General features: G+C 53.3%; 18 protein-coding genes. 4 read left to right on the plus strand and 14 right to left on the minus strand.

Going from position 1 to position 17556, the window contains the following annotated elements; translation table 11 throughout:
* Nucleotides 1-237: 237 nt before the first annotated feature.
* On the plus strand, nucleotides 238-2910 hold the full coding sequence (gene ppdK, locus C5Y96_RS16450) for a pyruvate, phosphate dikinase (RefSeq protein WP_105355517.1): 2673 nt from the start codon (nucleotides 238-240) through the stop codon (nucleotides 2908-2910).
* A 79-nt stretch (nucleotides 2911-2989) separates the two neighbouring features.
* On the opposite strand, the gene C5Y96_RS16455 is transcribed toward ppdK, so the two are convergent.
* The 8 genes from C5Y96_RS16455 to C5Y96_RS16490 all read right to left on the minus strand — a co-directional run bounded on the left by C5Y96_RS16455 (nucleotide 2990) and on the right by C5Y96_RS16490 (nucleotide 8767).
* On the minus strand, nucleotides 2990-3904 hold the full coding sequence (locus C5Y96_RS16455) for a PcfJ domain-containing protein (RefSeq protein WP_158261267.1): 915 nt from the start codon (nucleotides 3902-3904) through the stop codon (nucleotides 2990-2992).
* A 586-nt stretch (nucleotides 3905-4490) separates the two neighbouring features.
* Nucleotides 4491-4904, minus strand: coding sequence for a DoxX family protein (locus tag C5Y96_RS16460; protein ID WP_105355796.1), 414 nt, complete (start codon nucleotides 4902-4904; stop codon nucleotides 4491-4493).
* A 52-nt stretch (nucleotides 4905-4956) separates the two neighbouring features.
* Nucleotides 4957-5385: a VOC family protein gene (locus tag C5Y96_RS16465; protein ID WP_105355522.1), complete on the minus strand. Its 429-nt coding sequence runs from the start codon at nucleotides 5383-5385 to the stop codon at nucleotides 4957-4959.
* Between the two features lie 38 nt (nucleotides 5386-5423).
* A complete protein-coding gene (locus tag C5Y96_RS16470) occupies nucleotides 5424-5978 on the minus strand; it encodes an SRPBCC family protein (protein WP_105355798.1) in 555 nt (184 codons plus the stop codon).
* Nucleotides 5979-6045: 67 nt separating this feature from the next.
* Nucleotides 6046-6528 carry a DUF1579 domain-containing protein gene (locus C5Y96_RS16475; RefSeq protein WP_105355524.1) on the minus strand — a complete coding sequence of 161 codons (483 nt, stop codon included), beginning with the start codon at nucleotides 6526-6528 and terminating at the stop codon, nucleotides 6046-6048.
* A 57-nt stretch (nucleotides 6529-6585) separates the two neighbouring features.
* Entirely contained in the window at nucleotides 6586-6990 is a 405-nt protein-coding gene (locus tag C5Y96_RS16480) for a YciI family protein (protein ID WP_105355526.1), read from the minus strand.
* 104 nt (nucleotides 6991-7094) lie between these two features.
* Nucleotides 7095-8345, minus strand: a complete 1251-nt coding sequence (locus C5Y96_RS16485) for an RNA polymerase sigma factor (RefSeq protein WP_105355529.1) — start codon at nucleotides 8343-8345, stop codon at nucleotides 7095-7097.
* Between the two features lie 56 nt (nucleotides 8346-8401).
* Nucleotides 8402-8767 carry an STAS/SEC14 domain-containing protein gene (locus tag C5Y96_RS16490; protein WP_105355531.1) on the minus strand — a complete coding sequence of 122 codons (366 nt, stop codon included), beginning with the start codon at nucleotides 8765-8767 and terminating at the stop codon, nucleotides 8402-8404.
* Between the two features lie 195 nt (nucleotides 8768-8962).
* On the opposite strand from C5Y96_RS16490, the gene C5Y96_RS16495 reads away from it, so the two are divergent.
* On the plus strand, nucleotides 8963-10141 hold the full coding sequence (locus C5Y96_RS16495) for a right-handed parallel beta-helix repeat-containing protein (protein WP_105355538.1): 1179 nt from the start codon (nucleotides 8963-8965) through the stop codon (nucleotides 10139-10141).
* A 99-nt stretch (nucleotides 10142-10240) separates the two neighbouring features.
* Nucleotides 10241-10933, plus strand: a complete 693-nt coding sequence (locus tag C5Y96_RS16500; protein ID WP_105355541.1) for a hypothetical protein — start codon at nucleotides 10241-10243, stop codon at nucleotides 10931-10933.
* Nucleotides 10934-10958: 25 nt separating this feature from the next.
* Here C5Y96_RS16500 and C5Y96_RS16505 read toward each other — a convergent pair whose 3' ends face one another.
* From C5Y96_RS16505 to C5Y96_RS16520, 5 genes are all read right to left on the minus strand, one after another.
* Complete coding sequence (locus tag C5Y96_RS16505; protein ID WP_105355543.1) at nucleotides 10959-13172, minus strand: acetylxylan esterase; 2214 nt, start codon at nucleotides 13170-13172, stop codon at nucleotides 10959-10961.
* A gap of 84 nt (nucleotides 13173-13256) precedes the next feature.
* A complete protein-coding gene (locus tag C5Y96_RS27620; RefSeq protein WP_199188722.1) occupies nucleotides 13257-13427 on the minus strand; it encodes a hypothetical protein in 171 nt (56 codons plus the stop codon).
* Between the two features lie 41 nt (nucleotides 13428-13468).
* A complete protein-coding gene (locus tag C5Y96_RS16510; protein ID WP_105355546.1) occupies nucleotides 13469-14161 on the minus strand; it encodes a hypothetical protein in 693 nt (230 codons plus the stop codon).
* Between the two features lie 102 nt (nucleotides 14162-14263).
* On the minus strand, nucleotides 14264-14785 hold the full coding sequence (locus C5Y96_RS16515) for a hypothetical protein (protein ID WP_105355548.1): 522 nt from the start codon (nucleotides 14783-14785) through the stop codon (nucleotides 14264-14266).
* Nucleotides 14786-14842: 57 nt separating this feature from the next.
* Nucleotides 14843-16111, minus strand: coding sequence for a CCA tRNA nucleotidyltransferase (locus C5Y96_RS16520; RefSeq protein WP_158261268.1), 1269 nt, complete (start codon nucleotides 16109-16111; stop codon nucleotides 14843-14845).
* Nucleotides 16112-16247: 136 nt separating this feature from the next.
* Between C5Y96_RS16520 and C5Y96_RS16525 the strand changes: the two genes are divergently transcribed.
* Nucleotides 16248-16592 (plus strand): rhodanese-like domain-containing protein, encoded by a 345-nt coding sequence (locus C5Y96_RS16525; RefSeq protein ID WP_105355552.1) that lies wholly within the window; start codon nucleotides 16248-16250, stop codon nucleotides 16590-16592.
* Nucleotides 16593-16600: 8 nt separating this feature from the next.
* Here the strand turns inward: C5Y96_RS16525 and C5Y96_RS16530 are convergent, their stop codons facing one another.
* The gene (locus C5Y96_RS16530; RefSeq protein WP_105355554.1) at nucleotides 16601-17497 is read right to left on the minus strand and encodes a ThuA domain-containing protein; all 897 of its coding nucleotides are present in this window, start codon (nucleotides 17495-17497) and stop codon (nucleotides 16601-16603) included.
* Nucleotides 17498-17556: the final 59 nt, after the last annotated feature.

Below are 17556 nucleotides of genomic sequence, written 5' to 3' on the forward strand. Positions count from 1 at the left end.
CCAAACGGCTTGGGAGGCCAATTCGCCAGGATTCTGAAAATCCCGATATGCTAAACGGCGTAAGATGAGGGCTGGTTGACGCTTGCTTGCATTCTCAAGTAAACTTTTCTGCTTATATTCGCATGAAATGCGGCCCTTCTGTGTATTGCTGGCAGGAAGACCCTGCTAGTTGCCAACGAAGGGACACCCCTTTCCGAACAACACTCCAGCGTTTGCGACATTCAAAGGTTTCCAAACATGGCCAAGAAAACGGCAAAGAAATCCAAGCCCTCGAAGATGGTGTACTACTTCGGCAAGACCAAGACCGAAGGAGAAGGGGTCAGCAAGAGCATCCTGGGCGGTAAAGGTCTGAACCTCGCCGACATGACCTCAATCGGTCTGCCGGTTCCTCCAGGTATGACCATCACCACGCAGGTTTGTGCCGACTACTACAAGAACGGCAAGAAGCTGCCCAAGGGTTTGATGGACGAAATCAACGATGCGATTTCGACGCTGGAAAAAGAACTGGGCAAGAAGTTCGGCGACAACAAGAACCCGCTGCTCGTTTCGGTTCGCTCTGGTGCTGCCGTTTCGATGCCAGGCATGATGAACACCATTTTGAATCTCGGTCTTACCGATGAATCGGTGGTCGGCCTGGCTAATGCCACCAACAACGAACGTTTCGCCTACGACGCTTACCGCCGTCTGATCGACATGTTCGGCGACGTGGTGATGGAAGTCGATCGTGAGCACTTCGAAGAAGCTTTCAGCTCGATCAAGAAGAAGTACAAAGCAAACCTCGACAATGAAGTGCCTGCGGAAGGCCTGATCGAACTTTGCAATGAGTACAAAGCGATCTACCAGAAGTACACCGGCGAATCCTTCCCTCAAGATCCTCTGAAGCAGTTAGAACTGGCTGTCGAAGCGGTCTTCAAGTCGTGGAACACCACACGTGCCGTTCGCTACCGCGAAGTGGAAGGTATCCGCGGTCTGCTGGGTACGGCCGTTAACGTTCAGTCGATGGCCTACGGCAACATGGGTCAAGACAGCGGTACCGGCGTGGCTTTCACCCGTAACCCTTCGACCGGCGAAAATAAGTTCTACGGCGAGTTCCTGATCGATGCTCAGGGTGAAGACGTCGTGGCTGGTATTCGTACGCCACAGCCGGTTTCGGAAATGAGCAAGTGGAACAAGGCCGTCTACAAGCAGCTGCTCGAAATCAAAGACACGCTGGAAGCCCACTACAAGGACGTTCAGGACATCGAGTTCACCATTGAAAAGGGTGAGCTGTTCATGCTGCAGACTCGTAACGGTAAGCGTACCGGTGCAGCTGCCGTGAAGATCGCCTGCGACATGGTCAAGGAAGGTCTGATCGACGAAGAGACCGCTTTGCTCCGTATTCCAGCTAACGACCTGACTCAGCTGTTGCTGCCAAGCTTCACCGCAGAATCGAAGAAGGGTGCCACGATCCTGACTCGCGGTCTGCCTGCTTCGCCAGGTGCTGCTGTGGGTGCGTTGGCATTCACCGCCGAAGAAGCTGTCGATCGTACCCACTCTGGCGAAAAGGTCATCCTTTGCCGCAAGGAAACCAGCCCAGAAGACATCGACGGCATGCACTCGGCCGTTGGTATTCTCACCTCGACCGGTGGTATGACCAGTCACGCTGCCGTGGTGGCTCGTGGTTGGGGTCGCTGCTGCGTCGCCGGTGCTGGTGAAATCGAAATCGATGAAAAGGGTCGCAAGATTAAAGTCGGCGGCAAAACCTTCAAGCATTCCGACATCATCTCGATCGATGGATCGACCGGTGAAGTCATGGCCGGAACCGTCGAAACGAGCGAACCTAAGCTCTCCGGTGACTTCGCCAAGGTCATGAAGTGGGCCGACAATCATCGCACGCTGGGCGTTCGTACCAACGCCGATACCCCGAAGGACTCGCAGCGTGCTCGCGACTTCGGTGCTGAAGGTATTGGCCTGTGCCGTACCGAGCACATGTTCTTCGAAGAAGATCGTATCACCAGCATGCGTGAAATGATCCTCGCCGAAACCGAAGCTGATCGTCGTGCCGCTCTGGCCAAGTTGCTGCCATACCAGCGCGAAGACTTCGTCGGCATCTTCACCGCCATGAAGAACCTGCCGGTTACCGTCCGTCTGTTGGATCCACCGCTGCACGAATTCCTGCCGCACGATCCTAAGGCCCAGAAGGAAATGGCCGACACGCTCGGCGTTTCCCCAGCCAAGGTCAAGTCGCGTGTGGCTGCTCTGCACGAAGCCAACCCAATGCTTGGTCACCGTGGTTGCCGCTTGAGCGTGACCTATCCAGAAATTCTGGAAATGCAGGTCACCGCGATCGTCGAAGCTGCAATCGAATGCAAGAAAAACCGCATCAACTGCATGCCGGAAATCATGATCCCGCTGGTTGGTACCGCTGCCGAGCTCCAATTGCTACGTGCCAAGGCAGAAGAGACCATCGAGAAGGCCAAGGCCGACAAGGGCTACAGCGGTCAGCTCGACATCCTGATCGGTACGATGATCGAAATTCCGCGTGCGGCTCTGACAGCTGACGAAGTCGCTGAACACGCCGAGTTCTTCAGCTTCGGTACCAACGACCTCACGCAGATGACCTTCGGTTACAGCCGTGATGACGTCAACACCTTCCTGCCTGACTACACCCGCTTGGAAATCCTGCCGACCGACCCATTCCAGTCGCTCGACACCACTGGTGTTGGTCAGCTGGTCGAAATGGGCGTCACCAAGGGTCGCAAGGGACGTAAGGGGCTGAAGTGCGGTATTTGTGGTGAACACGGTGGTGATCCGGCATCGATCAACTTCTGCCACACCGTCGGTCTCGACTACGTGAGCTGCTCGCCATTCCGCGTGCCAATCGCTCGCCTGGCTGCCGCTCAGGCTGCTATTCGCAACAAGAAGAAGTAAACCTTCGCGTTGCTTATTTGAAAAAGCAAAACGCCGACCTGGAATCAGGTCGGCGTTTTTCATGGTTATCCATCCACAACTATTCTTCCAGGCACATTGCCAGTCCTTCCCGAGTCGCCCAGCGCTGCAGTATCTCTTTCGCGGCAGGGCTCGGATCCTCGTTACTCTTGGCGTTTGCCTGTACGATCGCTTTCCTTTCGGGATCGATTTCGATCGTGACCATGCGTTTCGGACACCCCTTGGCATGGATACGTAGCGACCAGATCGACGATTTCCGTTCGGCACACTGCTCGACGTAATCTCCGACACAGTGATCCATGGCAGCTCCTTCCAGCATCAAGGCCCGATCGTTCAAGAGCTCGAAAATGAGCCACCTTATGTTGCCATCCTGGTGCACCATCGGCTGGACCTCGATCGCATCCCAATGGAAATTCCGTTTGGCCAACGATGGCTGCTTGAGCAATAGTTCTTTCCGCCAGTTGTACATGTGCCGCTGGAGCGAACGAAGCGTTCGGCCTTTCATCGTGAACTCAGGCTGCAGTGGTAGCGGACCACCACCGCGCCCCCAGACCTTCTCGGCAGGCTGGTACTTCTGCTGGTCGATAAAATCGACCAGCATTGACGCTTCAGGTAGGTAGCTCAGCTTCTCACGAATCAGAAAACGAATGACCGTTTCCCAAAACCTTTCGTCACGAGTCAATTCCTTCAGGATCGTGTTCCGAACCAATTCCAGGGCCAACGGTTTGCAACCGCCAAACGCTCGAATTTGGGCCCATCGCATCGCCTCGACAGGGGACAGGTGATCGGGTGCCTTGAGAAAATACTTCGCGGCCGCTGGCGTCAAAGGAATGCCAGGCTTCTCCTTGAACTGGCGCACTCCACTACCGGCGGCCATGTGCACATACAGTTCGTGATACCAACGTTTGGCCTGCGGTCGCATCCAGGCAAACGCCAAGAAGTTAGGCACTGGGTAGCGTTCGAATAAGTGCTTCATTAACGCACGAAACGCAACTCGATTACTTGTCGGCTCCGATAAACAAAATGGTGCCCGCCATGTTTCAGGCTGACGAAACCACTTGGTGCGATACTTCGCCAGATAGCTCAACGCCCTGATATATACGTGAAGATGTTCTGGTTTTCGAATAGCCGAATCAAATCCAACGCTCAAAATTTCAGACTTAGCTCGTACCTCGCGAATCAAATTCCAGTACGCGCGACGGTGTCGCGTGCACGGCTGATGGCAGACGAGCATTTCGTCTACGTATTGCTTCATTTGCTGCTTACGAGAATTCATAGCAACTCATGCTTTCTTAGATGGTTACGGACAAACCGCGAGCGCACACACGCTTCGCGAGTGACTTCAGGTCAAACCAACGATGGGCTGACCAAACACGTCAATGTCCGAGATCCAAGAGCATGAGTACTAACTTTCAGGCCGCGCGTATTTGTCGACGCGCGTACCTTTGCAAAGAGATAAAGAATTGCGGCCAGTCATCACGCCATGCCTGACCGCTGGCAAGAGAGATACTTGCCGCGAGAAAAAGGTTCGCCGAAATCTATTCGAAGCCTTGATTACATAACTATGCTCGGAGCGGTAAAAGCACCCATAGCCGCCGATCACGCAGGAACACGCCCAGCCAGACCAACACGCCAATGATGATCTGCACGATGAAGACGTCCCCTACCCTCCAGTGCGTGCAGATGGCACCGCCAATGTAGCCGGTTAGCAGGATTGCGCCCAAGACGGCTGTTTGCGGGATCAAATAGATGATCGCGACGACCAGTTCCAGGACAGCCAGCGGATACTGGATCTCTATGGGCAATCCCAGATGAGCGAAGCCTTCTTCCAGGCCTGCTCCACCGACAAATTTCCCCACGGCGCTGGCCAGAAAGGCTAGTCCAACCAGACCTGAAAGGACGCGTCCCGTCCACTTGGCTGCCGTTGGCGTCGACTTAGGTTGAACGGTCGTGGTAGCAGGTTCTGTCTCGTTCATCTTCTGATCCTTGGAAAACGTATGGCGATCATCGATCTCAAATATGGACAGACTATTGACCGGATGAACCGGCATGGGCTTGGGCGAACCCGGCTGGGTCCATCCAGAAGACTTCCCAGATATGACCATCCAGATCTTCGAACCCATGTTGAATCATAAACCCATGATCCTTGGGTTCTGCATAGGTCTTGCCGCCAGCGGCTACGGCCTTGTCGACGAACTCGATCACGTCTTCCCGCGATTCTAACTGCAATGCATTCAGCACCTCGGTACTCTTGTGGCTATCGCAGATCGCCTTGGGGGTGAACTCTTTGAAACGGCTTTCCACCAGAAGCATCACCATGATGTTTTCCGACACGATCATGCAAGTGGCGGAATCATCGGTGAATTGCGGATTGAACGTGAAGCCTAATGCCGTGAAGAACTCGACTGTTTTGGTCAGATCTTTCACCGGCAAATTGACGAATAGTTGCTGAATCATCGTTGTTACTTTCTTAGCAGTAGAGAGGGCGTTGCAAGTTACGAGGTAGCCGCCGGCGTAGCTACTTCTTTCTCCGAGATCTCTTTCAGACTTGTGAGTCCTTCGGTGAATTGATCTCCGCACATTTTGTCGACATTGAGAATCAAGTGGAAGATCTTGGCCATAAAGTTGACTTTACCACTCATGCTCCACGTCACGATGGTGCTATCACCTTCCGGCTCGAACGTGAACAGAACATCGTTCTGACATGCCATGGGTGCCGTCATTTGTAAATCAATCTCAATCGACTTGTTAGGTTCGCTCTGAATAATGGTCGTACTTCCGGCACCAGCTTTTCCATTTCCCGACCACCGCATCACGGATCCCTCACCTGCCGCAGGACCTTCTAAGGTCTTCAACATGTTCGGGTCCAGCTTTTCGTAAGGAGACCATGCCTCCCAGGCAGTAAATTGATTGACAAGGGGAAACACAATTTCTGGCGGCGCATCGATCTTCATCGATCGCGAAACCTGAAATTCATTTGGCCGCAGCGAGACTACGATCGTCAGGGCCACAACCAGTACAACAAAGCCAATCAAAAGGTATAACGCCATATTCAACATTCGACGCTTCCCAGGCGAAAGTGCCATTGTTCGTGCTTTCTTCCAAAGGGCAGGTGTTTTATTTCCGGCGGGTATATCGGGTCGTCATGAACTCTTGCCAGACTTCGTTTTCATCCAACATCCTCGCGTGCAGGATACGATGATCCTTGTCGACGATCTCGATAATGTCCTGATACGGTGCCATGCCCTCCTCGGCAAAGTTTTGCCCAGTGGTGTTCAATGTCAGCACTTTGCCTGCGTCGTCGAGTTCACCGCTGGTGTAGACCCAAAGGTTCGTCATGCACGAGGAAATGAACGTCCCGACAAACGACTTCTTCTGCTGGTCATACCCGATTGTCATCTGTGACTGCGCTGTACCGCCCCCTGGCATTCCCCCTTCCATCTCGCAAAGCACCCATACGTCGCCGAGAAGACGCACACGTTCCGTTCCAAACGTTTTGTCCATGGGTGTGTCGCCACCCATATCGACTTCGGTTTCCATGGTCCAGTCGCCCAAAAGGTTCTCTAGCCAGCGGTGTTCGACTTGGGGATCGGCATGCATGCTTCGTGTCCTTGCGATGGGATTAAATGAGGGGGCGATACTCGGCAATCTCGACGGCTATGAGGCTTCTGCCTCCCTGGCCAGTCGTTCCGACATCTCCAGGATCAACAAGTTCATGGCATCGTCTGCGGGACGAATTTCAAAGGGCCCCATACGTACGCCAGGGTGCTTGGACATCAACTGGATCGCGTGATTCAGGTCGCGTGCTTCCAGCAGCAGAATGCCACCAATCTGTTCTTTCGTTTCGATAAAGGGACCATCCGTCACGCGTACCTGACCGTCTTGATGACGCAGGGTAACACCGTTTTGCGGAGCTGAAAGTGCCCCACCACCCGCGAAATGGCCTCCCTTGCGGAGCTCGTTATCGTAGGCCATGCACGCTTCCATCGCCTTTTCGGCTTCTTCCTTGGGCAGGCTCTCCCACATCGCCGCGTCGATGTATCCCAAACAGACAAACTTCATCAGGGTTCTCCTAAAACTGAGGCAAAACTCGATCTTTTACCCCATGGTCGATTCAATGACTTCCAAATCGACAGGCCCCGAAAAAATTACTTGGGAAATGGAGACTAGCTCAATTGCTTGAGCCGTCCCTCAAGAAAACGGCGTTCCGGTTCTTGTTTCGCCAATTCCAGGGCACGGCGATACGCATTCACGGCTTCCATGGTATTGCCCATGCGTCGACACAGATCTGCTCGCGCGGCATGTGCCAGGTGATATTCCGATAGAGTCCCTTCGGTGAGGATGTCGTCAATTATCGTTAAACCAGCCTCGGGGCCGTCGCGCATTGCAATGGCAACAGCTCGATTCAACTCGACGACCGGAGACGACTCAATCCGTGACAGAACGTCATACAGAGCAATGATTTGTGACCAATCCGTTACCTCTGGAGATGACGCTTCGGCATGGACCGCAGCGATCGCGGCCTGGATGGTGTACACGCCAAAACGACGTGTCCGCAGGGCTCGCTGAATGAGTTCGACTCCTTCCGAGATATACTCCTGAATCCATAACGACCGGTCTTGATCCTCCAGCAGGATGATATCCCCAGAAGGGGTCGTGCGGGCCGTTCGACGTGATTCCTGGATCAACATCAGAGCCAAGAGTCCGACGACTTCCGGGTCGGGAAGCAGTTGGGCCAAGAGCCTTCCCAAACGGATTGCTTCCTCCGAGAGATCACAGCGTGTAACTGTCTTGCCGGACGAGGCCGAATACCCTTCATTGAAAACGAGATAGATAACCGACAGCACGGAATCTAATCGCTGCGGCATCTGAGGGACGGTCGGTATTTCAAACGGAATGCCTGCGTCCCGAATCTTTTGCTTCCCCCGCACAATCCGTTGGGCAATTGTCGGAGGTGTGGTGAGAAACGCACTAGCGATCTCTTCCGTGCGAAGCCCACAAACTTCTCGCAATGTCAAAGCTACTTGGGCACTAGGCGGGAGTGCCGGATGACAGCAAGTAAAGATCAGACGAAGCCGGTCATCCTCAATGTTCTCTTCGTCGATTGCAGCAAACTGGTCTTTTTCATGATCCAGTCGCTTGGCAATTTCACCCAACGACTCGTCGAACCTCACACGCCGACGAATCGTATCGATTGCCTTGAAACGCCCTGTCGATACCAACCAGGCACGGGGATTCTGGGGGATTCCCTCTTCCTGCCATTTCACAAAAGCCGAAGTAAACGCCTCGTGCATGGCCTCTTCCGCAAGGTCAAAGTCGTTGAGCAAACGCACTAGCGTCGCAAAGACTCGGCGTGATTCCGCGCGGTAAAGATCATCAACGAATTGACGAAGATCCTGCCGGTCCTCTTCCACCATTGCGGAGAGATCCTGAAACGGGGTAACGTGAGCGCCGTGGAGAGCGTCAGAAAGACTTATTCTTCCTCAACCAACCACTTCTTAGCATCTTCTAAATTCGCTTGGTCAAAATACTTCACGCTGGCCGAGGTAAAGGGCTTGCAGAAAACGGCCATGCCCGATTCCCATTTAGTTTCCCCCACGATCGCCAGGCGTTTGATATCGCTCCAGTGCTTCGCGTCGAACTTAATGTCGTCCCACAATGCCCCCATGGTCCAACCGTGAAAGTCGTGCAATTCAACCAACAGGCGAAGCTTGCCAAACTCGGCGATCTGCTTTTCGATTTCCGGTACGAAGTATTCGTAATCGGCGGCAGTAAGTTTGCCAGTCAGGCGAACAATGGTCAGATCCTTCAGATGCACAACTTCTACGTTTTCACTCATTGCTTGTTGCTCCCTTGTACGCAAACTTGTCGGTGGGTGTTGGTTTCGCCCCGACAGGGGTGAAGCCTTTATTCTAAAGGTCCCGGCGCACCAAACAAATCCTGGACGGACTTTTCTGATTGGCATAGGCTTAATCATCGAAAATGCCTTGCGCATTGTGCCTTATGACCACACTTTTCCATACCAGGCCTCACCATGCCCCTCCTTTTGGTCATTCCCCTGTTGTTGCTGCTGCTAGTCTCGTCCACCACGGCCGCTAACGACATCGAAGTTGCGACGAAAGCTGAACTTCTTCAAGCCGTATCCCAGGCCAATCCTGGCACTGTGATTACCATCACAGCCCATTCGCTGCCGGGTAGCATCTCAATCAAAGATCTACACGGAACAGCCGATAAGCCCGTCGTAATCCGCGGCAAAGAAGTAGACAAGCGTTGTGTCATCGAGGGTGGTAACTTTGGAATGCAAATCTCTGACCCTGCCTATGTGGTGCTCGAAAACCTGGAGATCCGCGGCACCTCACAAAACGGTTTGAACATCGACGATGCTGGGACCTACGACTCCCCTGCTCTGCACGTGACCCTTAGAAATCTGCATGTCCACGATATAGGCCCCGGCGGCAATTGCGACGGCATCAAGCTTTCAGGCGTCGATCATCTCACCATCGAGAACTGCCAGATCGAGCGTTGGGGCAAAGGGGGCTCGGCCATCGATATGGTTGGCTGCCATCAGGCAGTCGTGCGCGATTGCTCCATGACCTTCAACACCATGAACTCGGCCAGTGGGGTCCAACTTAAAGGGGGAACAAGTGAAATAGTTGTTTCGCGGTGCTTATTTGTCGAGTGTGGCCACCGCGGAGTGAACATCGGCGGAAGTACAGGTTTGGCCTATTTCAGACCCCCGGGAGCAACGTATGAAGCAAAAGACATCACCGTCGAGGATTGCACGTTTATCGGCGGAATGGCCGCGATGGCGTTCGTTGGCGTCGATGGAGCCGTCGTCCAGCACAATACGATTGTTGATCCCGCGAAATGGGTCATCCGGATCTTGCAGGAAACGACCGAGCCGGGGTTCGTTCCGTGCCGCAATGGCGTTTTCCGAAACAACGTCATTCAATTCAAAGCCGATCAGGCATTTCGCAGCGTCAACGTTGGTCCACATACCTCGCCCGAGACGTTTCAATTTGAGGGAAACGCCTGGCATGCGATCGATGGCAAGATCTCGGAGCGTGACCTTCGCCTTCCCGTCAAGGAACAGGACGGAATCTACAACATAGACCCCCATTTAAGGCCCATTAAGGGCGGATTGCGAGTAGCAACCTCGGCTCAGCTTCCCAGCATGGTCGGTGCCCGGACAAGCAATCAGCAAGATCGATAGTTGCATCTTTCGGGTCATATTCCTAAATCCTGATAATCTAAAGATTCGTCTCCCTTTCACACGAAATAGCGTCGTCACCATATTTATGGGATAGATGTCATGGCTCGCTGGAAGACTTATCGATTCCACCTGGGTTCTCCCCTGGCGGGGTTCTCGATCCGCATGGCTTTGCCCATTCTGAGTTGGAGTTGGTTTCAAATGCGTATCAGTACGCTGCTGATGCTCGTCCTGCTCGTGAGTGTCGCCATTGCCTGGCGGCGTGATCGAAATGATTTAGCGGACCAAATCATCGATCTGGAAGTCGAACTCGCTCGGGCTCGTGGAGTGAAGACTTCCTGGGGAGTCGAGCAGTTGTATGGGGAACCCAACACGAAAAACTTTGGTGACTATGGTACCGCGTGGGCGTCAGCAACTCCCGATGGACAGGACGAGTGGGTCATTGCTCAGTTTGAGAATGCCGTGACACCGTCAGAACTGCGCATTCACGAGACCTACAACCCTGGTGCCGTCAATAAAGTCTCGATTTTCACGCCGCTTGGTAATGAGTTGGTCGTTTGGAAAGGAGTCGATCCCACCCCGCAAGGTTCAGGCGGCGGAGTCTCGAAGATCCCGCTCGCGACGATCTGGCAAACGAAGAAAGTGAAGATCTATCTCGATTCGAAGAATGTCCGTGGGTGGAATGAAATTGACGCAATCGGATTGGTAGATCAGGGAGGAGAAGTTCAATGGACCAGGCATGCCGAAGCGTCGTCGATCTATGGGTCTCGTTATGGCCTCATAACGGTTTTCTAAGGCTCTCTTCTGCGGGGCGTAGTCGCTACTGTGTAACTACGGCACTTAGCTGGTTCATGATCCAGTCAACGGGCGATACATCCGACTGCTGATCCGACAGCATCTCTGGCTTTCCGGCTCGCTTGTAAGCCAATTGTACCGGCTTCTCGCTTGCATCATCTTCACCAATCACACGCAGCAGGGTAGGAGCCGCCATTGCCAGGAAGCCTGGCACGTCCCCATACTTCGCCCCACCTGGTAAAAGATCCGGTGACCGGATCGAATTCACATGGCCAAACCGAAAACCATTGGTCTTGAGCACCCCAAAATCGAACGCATTCGACTGTGTGGCAATGGCCACACTTCCCAAAGCCGCCATGGTGGGATCAAGAGCAACCAGCCCGATCGACTTCGGTTGTCGATCGTGACTTCGCATGAAGGCTGCCATCGAAAGGATGTCTTGAATCCGCTCGGCGGCGACCGAATGATTGTACCCTAGGGTATAAGCAGCAGCTTCACGTTCATTCTTAACCTTGGGTGTTTGCGAAAGAGGCTGTCCATCGGACAAAAACTCACCCTGATAAACTAGGTCGATAGCAGCGACAGAAATGCCAGAGGATACCAACTTAGCGACCTCAGACTTGAGTCTTCCCCCTGCATCAAAGACGCCTGACTTGCCATCCTGAGACAACCAGAGAACCGTATGGCCATTCCAGTTTTCGTTAGGGTAAAGAAACAAAGCAGGCAATTCAGACTTATTCTGGTCGTTACGTAGCAAACCGGCGATCAGCAAGAAGTCTTCCTGTTGCTGTTTGTTTACCACTTTAAAGTCGACCTGGTCGGTCGCAGGATTCTTCCACCCAACAACAACATCCAACGCCTGATTCACCAGTTGTCGGTACTTGTCGAATGCGTCTGAATCGCCCAGCAATAATGGCTGGATTTGCTCGTCTGACTCCTTTGTTAGCGTTTCCAGCAAGTCACGTTCAAAATCAGGCTTGTACGATGGAAGGTTCTCGTCAGTCCAAACAGAAAGCTCTTCACTTCCTAGCCTGTTGAACGGCCTCTCTTCGGTCGAGGCATTCAAATCGAATGCATTGTTGAGCAACTCGTACATTGCCTTACGAGAGACACGGTTGTAGTTGTGACCAAACTCCGTTCGTGCGGTTAGCTTTACCTGATCTTCTGCATCAAGCAAACCATACAACCTCTTCAGGTCCGGATAACCTTTTTTTTCAAATTCAACCGTCCAGTCATTGGCAGACGTAAGCCCTTGAGGCTTAGGAGCGAAGAGTGCGGCAAACTCGACATTGCCGGTCCCGACACGTAGCAGCGAACAGTTCTCGCAAGTACATCCTCCTTGCATAGCCGTTGAAACCATCACTGCTGGAAAGCTGGCGGCCAAGCGCGGATCAATCGCCGATACCAACATCGTTTGCGTCGCACCGCCACTGGCCCCCGTGACGGCCAAGCGAGATTTGTCGACGTTTGAAAGACCCTCAAGCACATCCAGCGAACGAATACAATTCCAGATTTGGAGGCCCATGACTGACTGCAAATGCGATTCAGCCTGTGGGCTGAAGAACCCCCAGCGATCGTTCGTGTTCATCTCAGCTCGCTGTTTCGCAAACCGGTGAACGAGTTCGTACGATAGCTGTTGACTATCGGCATAGCCAAGCATGTCGATTTGCAAAACCACACACCCCATGCGAGCCAGATGTACCGAGCGGGCTTGTATCGGGTTTTCGGCCGCTATGGCGTCGGCTTCTGCGCCACTTTCAAGTTGTTCTTTGACGGCCTTCTGGTCGGCAACGTAGTATCGCCCGTTCGCCCAATGGCCATGGGGACAAAGAACGCCTGGAAAAGGACCTTCTTTTCCCACCGGTTCGTACAGATTACCCGTGACAAATAGCCCCGGCACGCTCTCCAGTCGTACGTTCGATACGGCATAGTCTTCAAATTCGTGTCGCCCGACCACTGTGTAGTTGAGCGGTGTTCTTGGTGGTAATGGCCAAAGACCGAGTGCGACTTTTAGTTGCGTACGAACCTCTTCCGCTCGGACATTCCACTCGGCAAGACTTGCTGGGGGCGAGAACGGAAAGTAGCCGTCCAGATCCTTTGGTGGAGCCAAGCGAGCATCATCCGGGATTTGCCCAGGCGGAAGAACATCCGCGGCATCTTGAGCATTGGCCAACGAAACAACCGAGCAGGCAAGCACCAGGAATGTGCCTGCCATCGAGAAGACATGAGTTCGTCGCATCGCAGTAATCGTCCTAAAGGTGGGAAAGGAGGGACGAGAGATGACTAGCAGTTTAAGCAACTGCTGTGCGAGATGCGAATCTTTTTAGGAAGCTTTGAGCTTTTCGATTTCTTCCCGAGTCTTGGCAATTTCCTGCTCGACCGCTTCCACTTCACCAGGCTCGTCGGCTTGCTCTTTGACGCCAGCCAGCTTCTGGTTCAACGTTTGCATCTTCTTCTGCAGAATATCGAGACGCTTCTTTTGCTTCTTGTCCATGAAGTCTCCGATGTTTCGGGCTGTGAATAGATTGTGTTGTACTAGCTGTTGGAAGGAGCGGCAATGATCTCACGCATCTTTTGCAGGGCAATCATCGCTTCCATTCCCTGAAGTCCGAAGCATTCGTGCATGAGCATCAACGCATCGTTGAACCGGTTCTGGGTGAGTTCCTGGCGTATACGCATTGCCTTGACCACAACGGCCGTATCGCTTTGATACCTGGCCGAGAACGTTTCCGCACACTTCATGCCGCTATAGGGGGAAAGCCCCAAGATTTGGGCGATAATATCCCCTGCCTGATCGGTTTCGCCTTGTTCGATATGGGAAACAAAGCGAGCAAAAGCGGGGGCCTTTGGCAAACTTACCCCAGGAGCAGGTAACCCGATGAGATCATCACGTTCGACATGTGGTGCCAGTTCCATTGGCGATTGCGTTGCCAAAGGAAAATGAGGCAGTCGAGCCGGCGGTATTTCATCTGCCTGATCTTCCCGGGCAAATAGATCCGAGGTTTCCGGCGATACTGGCTCAGCCGGCAGATTGGCGATCATCTGATTGAGATGTGCCAGCTTGTTTCCCATCTGGTCGTACAGCGTTTCGATTTCACTGAGAAACGACTCACCTTCCGCATCGGCAACGATCTCTTCGGCTTGCTCAAGGATCGCTTCCGTCATGCGAACCAGCAGTTTATCGCGAGCTTGCTTTAAAACGGCCAAGGCCTCATTTCGGTCGGACATGGCAGGCACACCTAATCATCGAGAGGGGAAGAATCTTCGCCGGCGACCTCTTTGGCGATAGCCACCGGCGTGACTCCATCTTAGTCGCTTTCCCCCCGAACGTTAAGAATTCTCGCCGTTGGTAGCTTCAAGGGAAGTGGTTGGGGCCGCAGAATCGGTAGAATCCGCACTTTTGGGCACTCGATCGGCCACACGAAGCGTCCCAGCCATCAAGACCAGAATGACGGCCAGGGCAGCATTGAACTTCAACCAGAAGGCCTCTTTCTCGCGAAACTTCTCGGCATTCTTACTTCGCCCCGAAAGCAAACTGGCGATGTACAGAATCACGAGGGCCAGCAGGAACTTCATTCCAGCCACCGGATGATAGTACTTCTGAGGGAAATCGTAGGTGGTGGCCTGAAGGACCAACGACGCAATCCCACTCAGAACCACAATGCCGGCACAAATCATCACGACCTTGGCCCAACGTGCCCGGATGGCAGCTTTGAGATCGGCCTTTTCGGCGAACTCGGTTGCCTGCATCGCGGGATGCAGTGCGAAGACCATGTATAGCGATCCGCCAACCAGGATGATGGCAGGTAGGATGTGGGCCCAGCGAATGATCAATTCCAGCAGCAAGTCCATTGAGTTATCCTTCGGTTCTCTTATCGGTGTCGCATATGTCGTTTGAAAGTGTTGGTATCATTCCCAATTAGCCTTGGCAAATGCCAAAGCGTCTTCTTTCGTGTGCAGGCGTTTCTCCAGTTGTTCATCACGAACCGCCTCGAGCACTCGTTGAAACTGAGGGCCTGGTTTATATCCGGCCTTAATCAGATCGCTTCCGGATAGAAGAGGATTGGGATTCAATTCTTCCTCGGGCAGGCTCAAACATGAATCGGCGTGTTCAACACCTACCGTGGAATTGCCTCGAGCTCGTTGTACGGCAAACCCAGTCGCAATCAGCAACGGTGCGTTATCTGCGATGAGTAACCGCTGGAGCTTTGGCCAGGCAACCTGATCTGCCTGGCGAATGGTATTTTCGTGCCGCAGAAGCCACTGGATCGTTTTGGTCTCGTCGTTCGTCAGTTTCCACCGCTGACACACCACATCGGCCGGTTGTAGCGGCTTGAGCGGATTGCCGTTCAGCAAGCTATTCTGGCACGCATATCTCAATATTAGCGCCATTGCTGCGCGAAAGTCACAGACAGTCAAACGCTCGAGGGAATGGTACGTTTCGCTCCACCTCAGCGCATGACCAACGGTTGATTCTGCCTCAGGAAGAATTTCCTGCAACAATGTCAGATCACGCAGCATTCGCACGGCAATCATGCGATGTTTATCCGCCAACATCCGCCGCATTTCGGCAGCGATTCGTTCCGCACTGACAACATGAATATGGCTGGCATACTCGCGAATCGCATGCTGAGTTTGTAGTTCCAAATCAAACGCGAACGTTGAACTGAATCGAACCGCTCTAAGCATTCGCAGTTTATCTTCTTCAAAACGTTGAAATGGGTTGCCGATGCTGCGGACAAGGCGATTCTTCAGGTCACGTTGTCCCCCGACATAGTCGAGAACCTTCTCTTGGATGGGATCGTAGAACATCCCGTTGATCGTGAAGTCTCGTCGCTGTGCGTCTTCTTCGGCACTACTGAAGCGAACTTCATCCGGACGACGACCATCGGAATACCCCAGGTCTGTCCGAAATGTCGCAACTTCGACCTGGCCACGCCGTTTGCCTCCTTGCACGGTAATGACGCCAAACGACGCCCCGATCGGCAGAGTACGGTCGTGGCCGAAAACGTCGCGAACCTCGTCAGGTGTGGCATTGGTGGCGACGTCGAAATCCTTCGACGGCTTTCCCAGTAGCAAATCTCGAACGCACCCCCCTGCCCAGAGAGCCTGGAAGCCAGTTGCCTGAAGTTTCTGGACGACTTCGATCGAGAATATTCGGCTTGCTTCGAGATTCATGCTCATCGGCATACTAGTTGAGAAAGGCGTGCGTCCTGGAAACCAATCAACTTATCAGATAACGTCCTACTGGACGATGGACGGGCCGATCCTTTAGATTCGTCGGTACGCGAACTTCAATTGCCAGGAATTAGAAATGTCTGAAGAAACCAGCCTGCCCATCGAAACGACCTGTCTCGAAGTCCAGGAACTGAAAAAACAGAATGCCGATTTCATCCTGCTGGATTGCCGGGAACAGAACGAATTCGATCTGGTTCGGATTGCTGGTTCCACTCTCATTCCAATGAGCGAGATCCAGGATCGCATCGGCGAACTGGATTCCCACCGCCAACGGCACATCGTCGTGCATTGTCACCACGGCGGTCGCAGCATGCGAGTCACCCAGTGGCTGCGTCAGCAGGGCTTCCCCAAAGTACAGAACATGGCCGGAGGAATTCATGCTTGGGCCCAAGATATCGACCCAAGCATGCCCACGTATTAGTCCAGCGACTAGTTGTTTTCTGCTTTGTAAGGACGCTTCGCTTCGGCGTTGGGTTCAGGAAAATCATCTGGAATCGCTTGCGTTACCTTACCAGTAGCAGCCCATTCCGTTCCGCGTAGCAGTGTCGAAATAAAGCCGACACACTCCATGGAATAATCACCATGCCCCATGGGGGTGTGGAAGATCCGCCCTTTGCCGTAGTCGATGGTCATGATCATCGGTTCGTGCCGTCCACTTCCACCGGTCGCCGGATCGGCGTAGGCGGTGGCCAGCACTTTCATGTTTTCGGCCGGTCCACGTAGCTGATCGTACAATTCGTCTTGGGTATGCATCCACGACTTGGGCATGCCGTGGGTGATGGGGTGATCTGCATCTCGCACGATTACTTGAAATGGATGTTGGCGGCCATGGTGTCCCCCGTTCCCCTCGGACGTATCGCGGACGAGTTCTTCATCCTTGCCGAAGTAAACATAGGGGCCACTCTTGGCGTTGCGTCCACCCCATCCCCCTAGTCCGATGATACGGTTGTACTCGTCCCAGTCGCCAAACGAATTATTCGCGGCATGAACGACAACGAACCCGCCCCCATTTCTCACGTACTCGACGAATGCCTCGTCGGTAGCCTTGGGCCATCGTTTGCCGTTGTAATTGCTGACGACTACATCGTAGTTCTTAAATTCGGGAGCGAACCCTTCGGTCGAGTTTTTCCCAGTAGTTGCGACGTCGACCGTAAACTTGCCGGATCCTTCAAGGTACGACTTCATCATCTGCGTCGTTTTCGGCCAGACTCCATGGTTATTCTGACCATCGATAATCAGGGCCTTCAGCTTGGCATCGTCGGCGAAGGTTAAGGTAGAAAGAGCAAATAAAAGCAAGAAAGACCAGGACAACGACAGAATACGCATCGAGGAGGGCTCCAAGGAAGGTCGTAATGGGGACGAGAAACGTGTTCCGATTTACCCCA

This window comes from Blastopirellula marina (assembly GCF_002967715.1).
Taxonomy (GTDB): Bacteria; Planctomycetota; Planctomycetia; order Pirellulales; family Pirellulaceae; genus Bremerella; species Bremerella marina_B.

Coding starts and splice junctions, on each gene's coding strand:
- C5Y96_RS16500 (WP_105355541.1), top strand. CDS start 10,241: ATGGCTCGCTGGAAGACTTATCGATTCCACCTGGGTTCTCCCCTGGCG.
- C5Y96_RS16530 (WP_105355554.1), bottom strand. CDS start 17,497: ATGCGTATTCTGTCGTTGTCCTGGTCTTTCTTGCTTTTATTTGCTCTT.
- C5Y96_RS16490 (WP_105355531.1), bottom strand. CDS start 8,767: ATGAGTGAAAACGTAGAAGTTGTGCATCTGAAGGATCTGACCATTGTT.
- C5Y96_RS16480 (WP_105355526.1), bottom strand. CDS start 6,990: ATGAAGTTTGTCTGTTTGGGATACATCGACGCGGCGATGTGGGAGAGC.
- C5Y96_RS27620 (WP_199188722.1), bottom strand. CDS start 13,427: ATGGACAAGAAGCAAAAGAAGCGTCTCGATATTCTGCAGAAGAAGATG.
- C5Y96_RS16505 (WP_105355543.1), bottom strand. CDS start 13,172: ATGCGACGAACTCATGTCTTCTCGATGGCAGGCACATTCCTGGTGCTT.
- C5Y96_RS16465 (WP_105355522.1), bottom strand. CDS start 5,385: ATGATTCAGCAACTATTCGTCAATTTGCCGGTGAAAGATCTGACCAAA.
- C5Y96_RS16495 (WP_105355538.1), top strand. CDS start 8,963: ATGCCCCTCCTTTTGGTCATTCCCCTGTTGTTGCTGCTGCTAGTCTCG.
- C5Y96_RS16510 (WP_105355546.1), bottom strand. CDS start 14,161: ATGTCCGACCGAAATGAGGCCTTGGCCGTTTTAAAGCAAGCTCGCGAT.
- C5Y96_RS16470 (WP_105355798.1), bottom strand. CDS start 5,978: ATGGCGTTATACCTTTTGATTGGCTTTGTTGTACTGGTTGTGGCCCTG.
- C5Y96_RS16455 (WP_158261267.1), bottom strand. CDS start 3,904: ATGAAGCACTTATTCGAACGCTACCCAGTGCCTAACTTCTTGGCGTTT.
- C5Y96_RS16485 (WP_105355529.1), bottom strand. CDS start 8,345: ATGGTGGAAGAGGACCGGCAGGATCTTCGTCAATTCGTTGATGATCTT.
- C5Y96_RS16460 (WP_105355796.1), bottom strand. CDS start 4,904: ATGAACGAGACAGAACCTGCTACCACGACCGTTCAACCTAAGTCGACG.
- C5Y96_RS16525 (WP_105355552.1), top strand. CDS start 16,248: ATGTCTGAAGAAACCAGCCTGCCCATCGAAACGACCTGTCTCGAAGTC.
- C5Y96_RS16475 (WP_105355524.1), bottom strand. CDS start 6,528: ATGCATGCCGATCCCCAAGTCGAACACCGCTGGCTAGAGAACCTTTTG.
- C5Y96_RS16520 (WP_158261268.1), bottom strand. CDS start 16,111: ATGAATCTCGAAGCAAGCCGAATATTCTCGATCGAAGTCGTCCAGAAA.
- ppdK (WP_105355517.1), top strand. CDS start 238: ATGGCCAAGAAAACGGCAAAGAAATCCAAGCCCTCGAAGATGGTGTAC.
- C5Y96_RS16515 (WP_105355548.1), bottom strand. CDS start 14,785: ATGGACTTGCTGCTGGAATTGATCATTCGCTGGGCCCACATCCTACCT.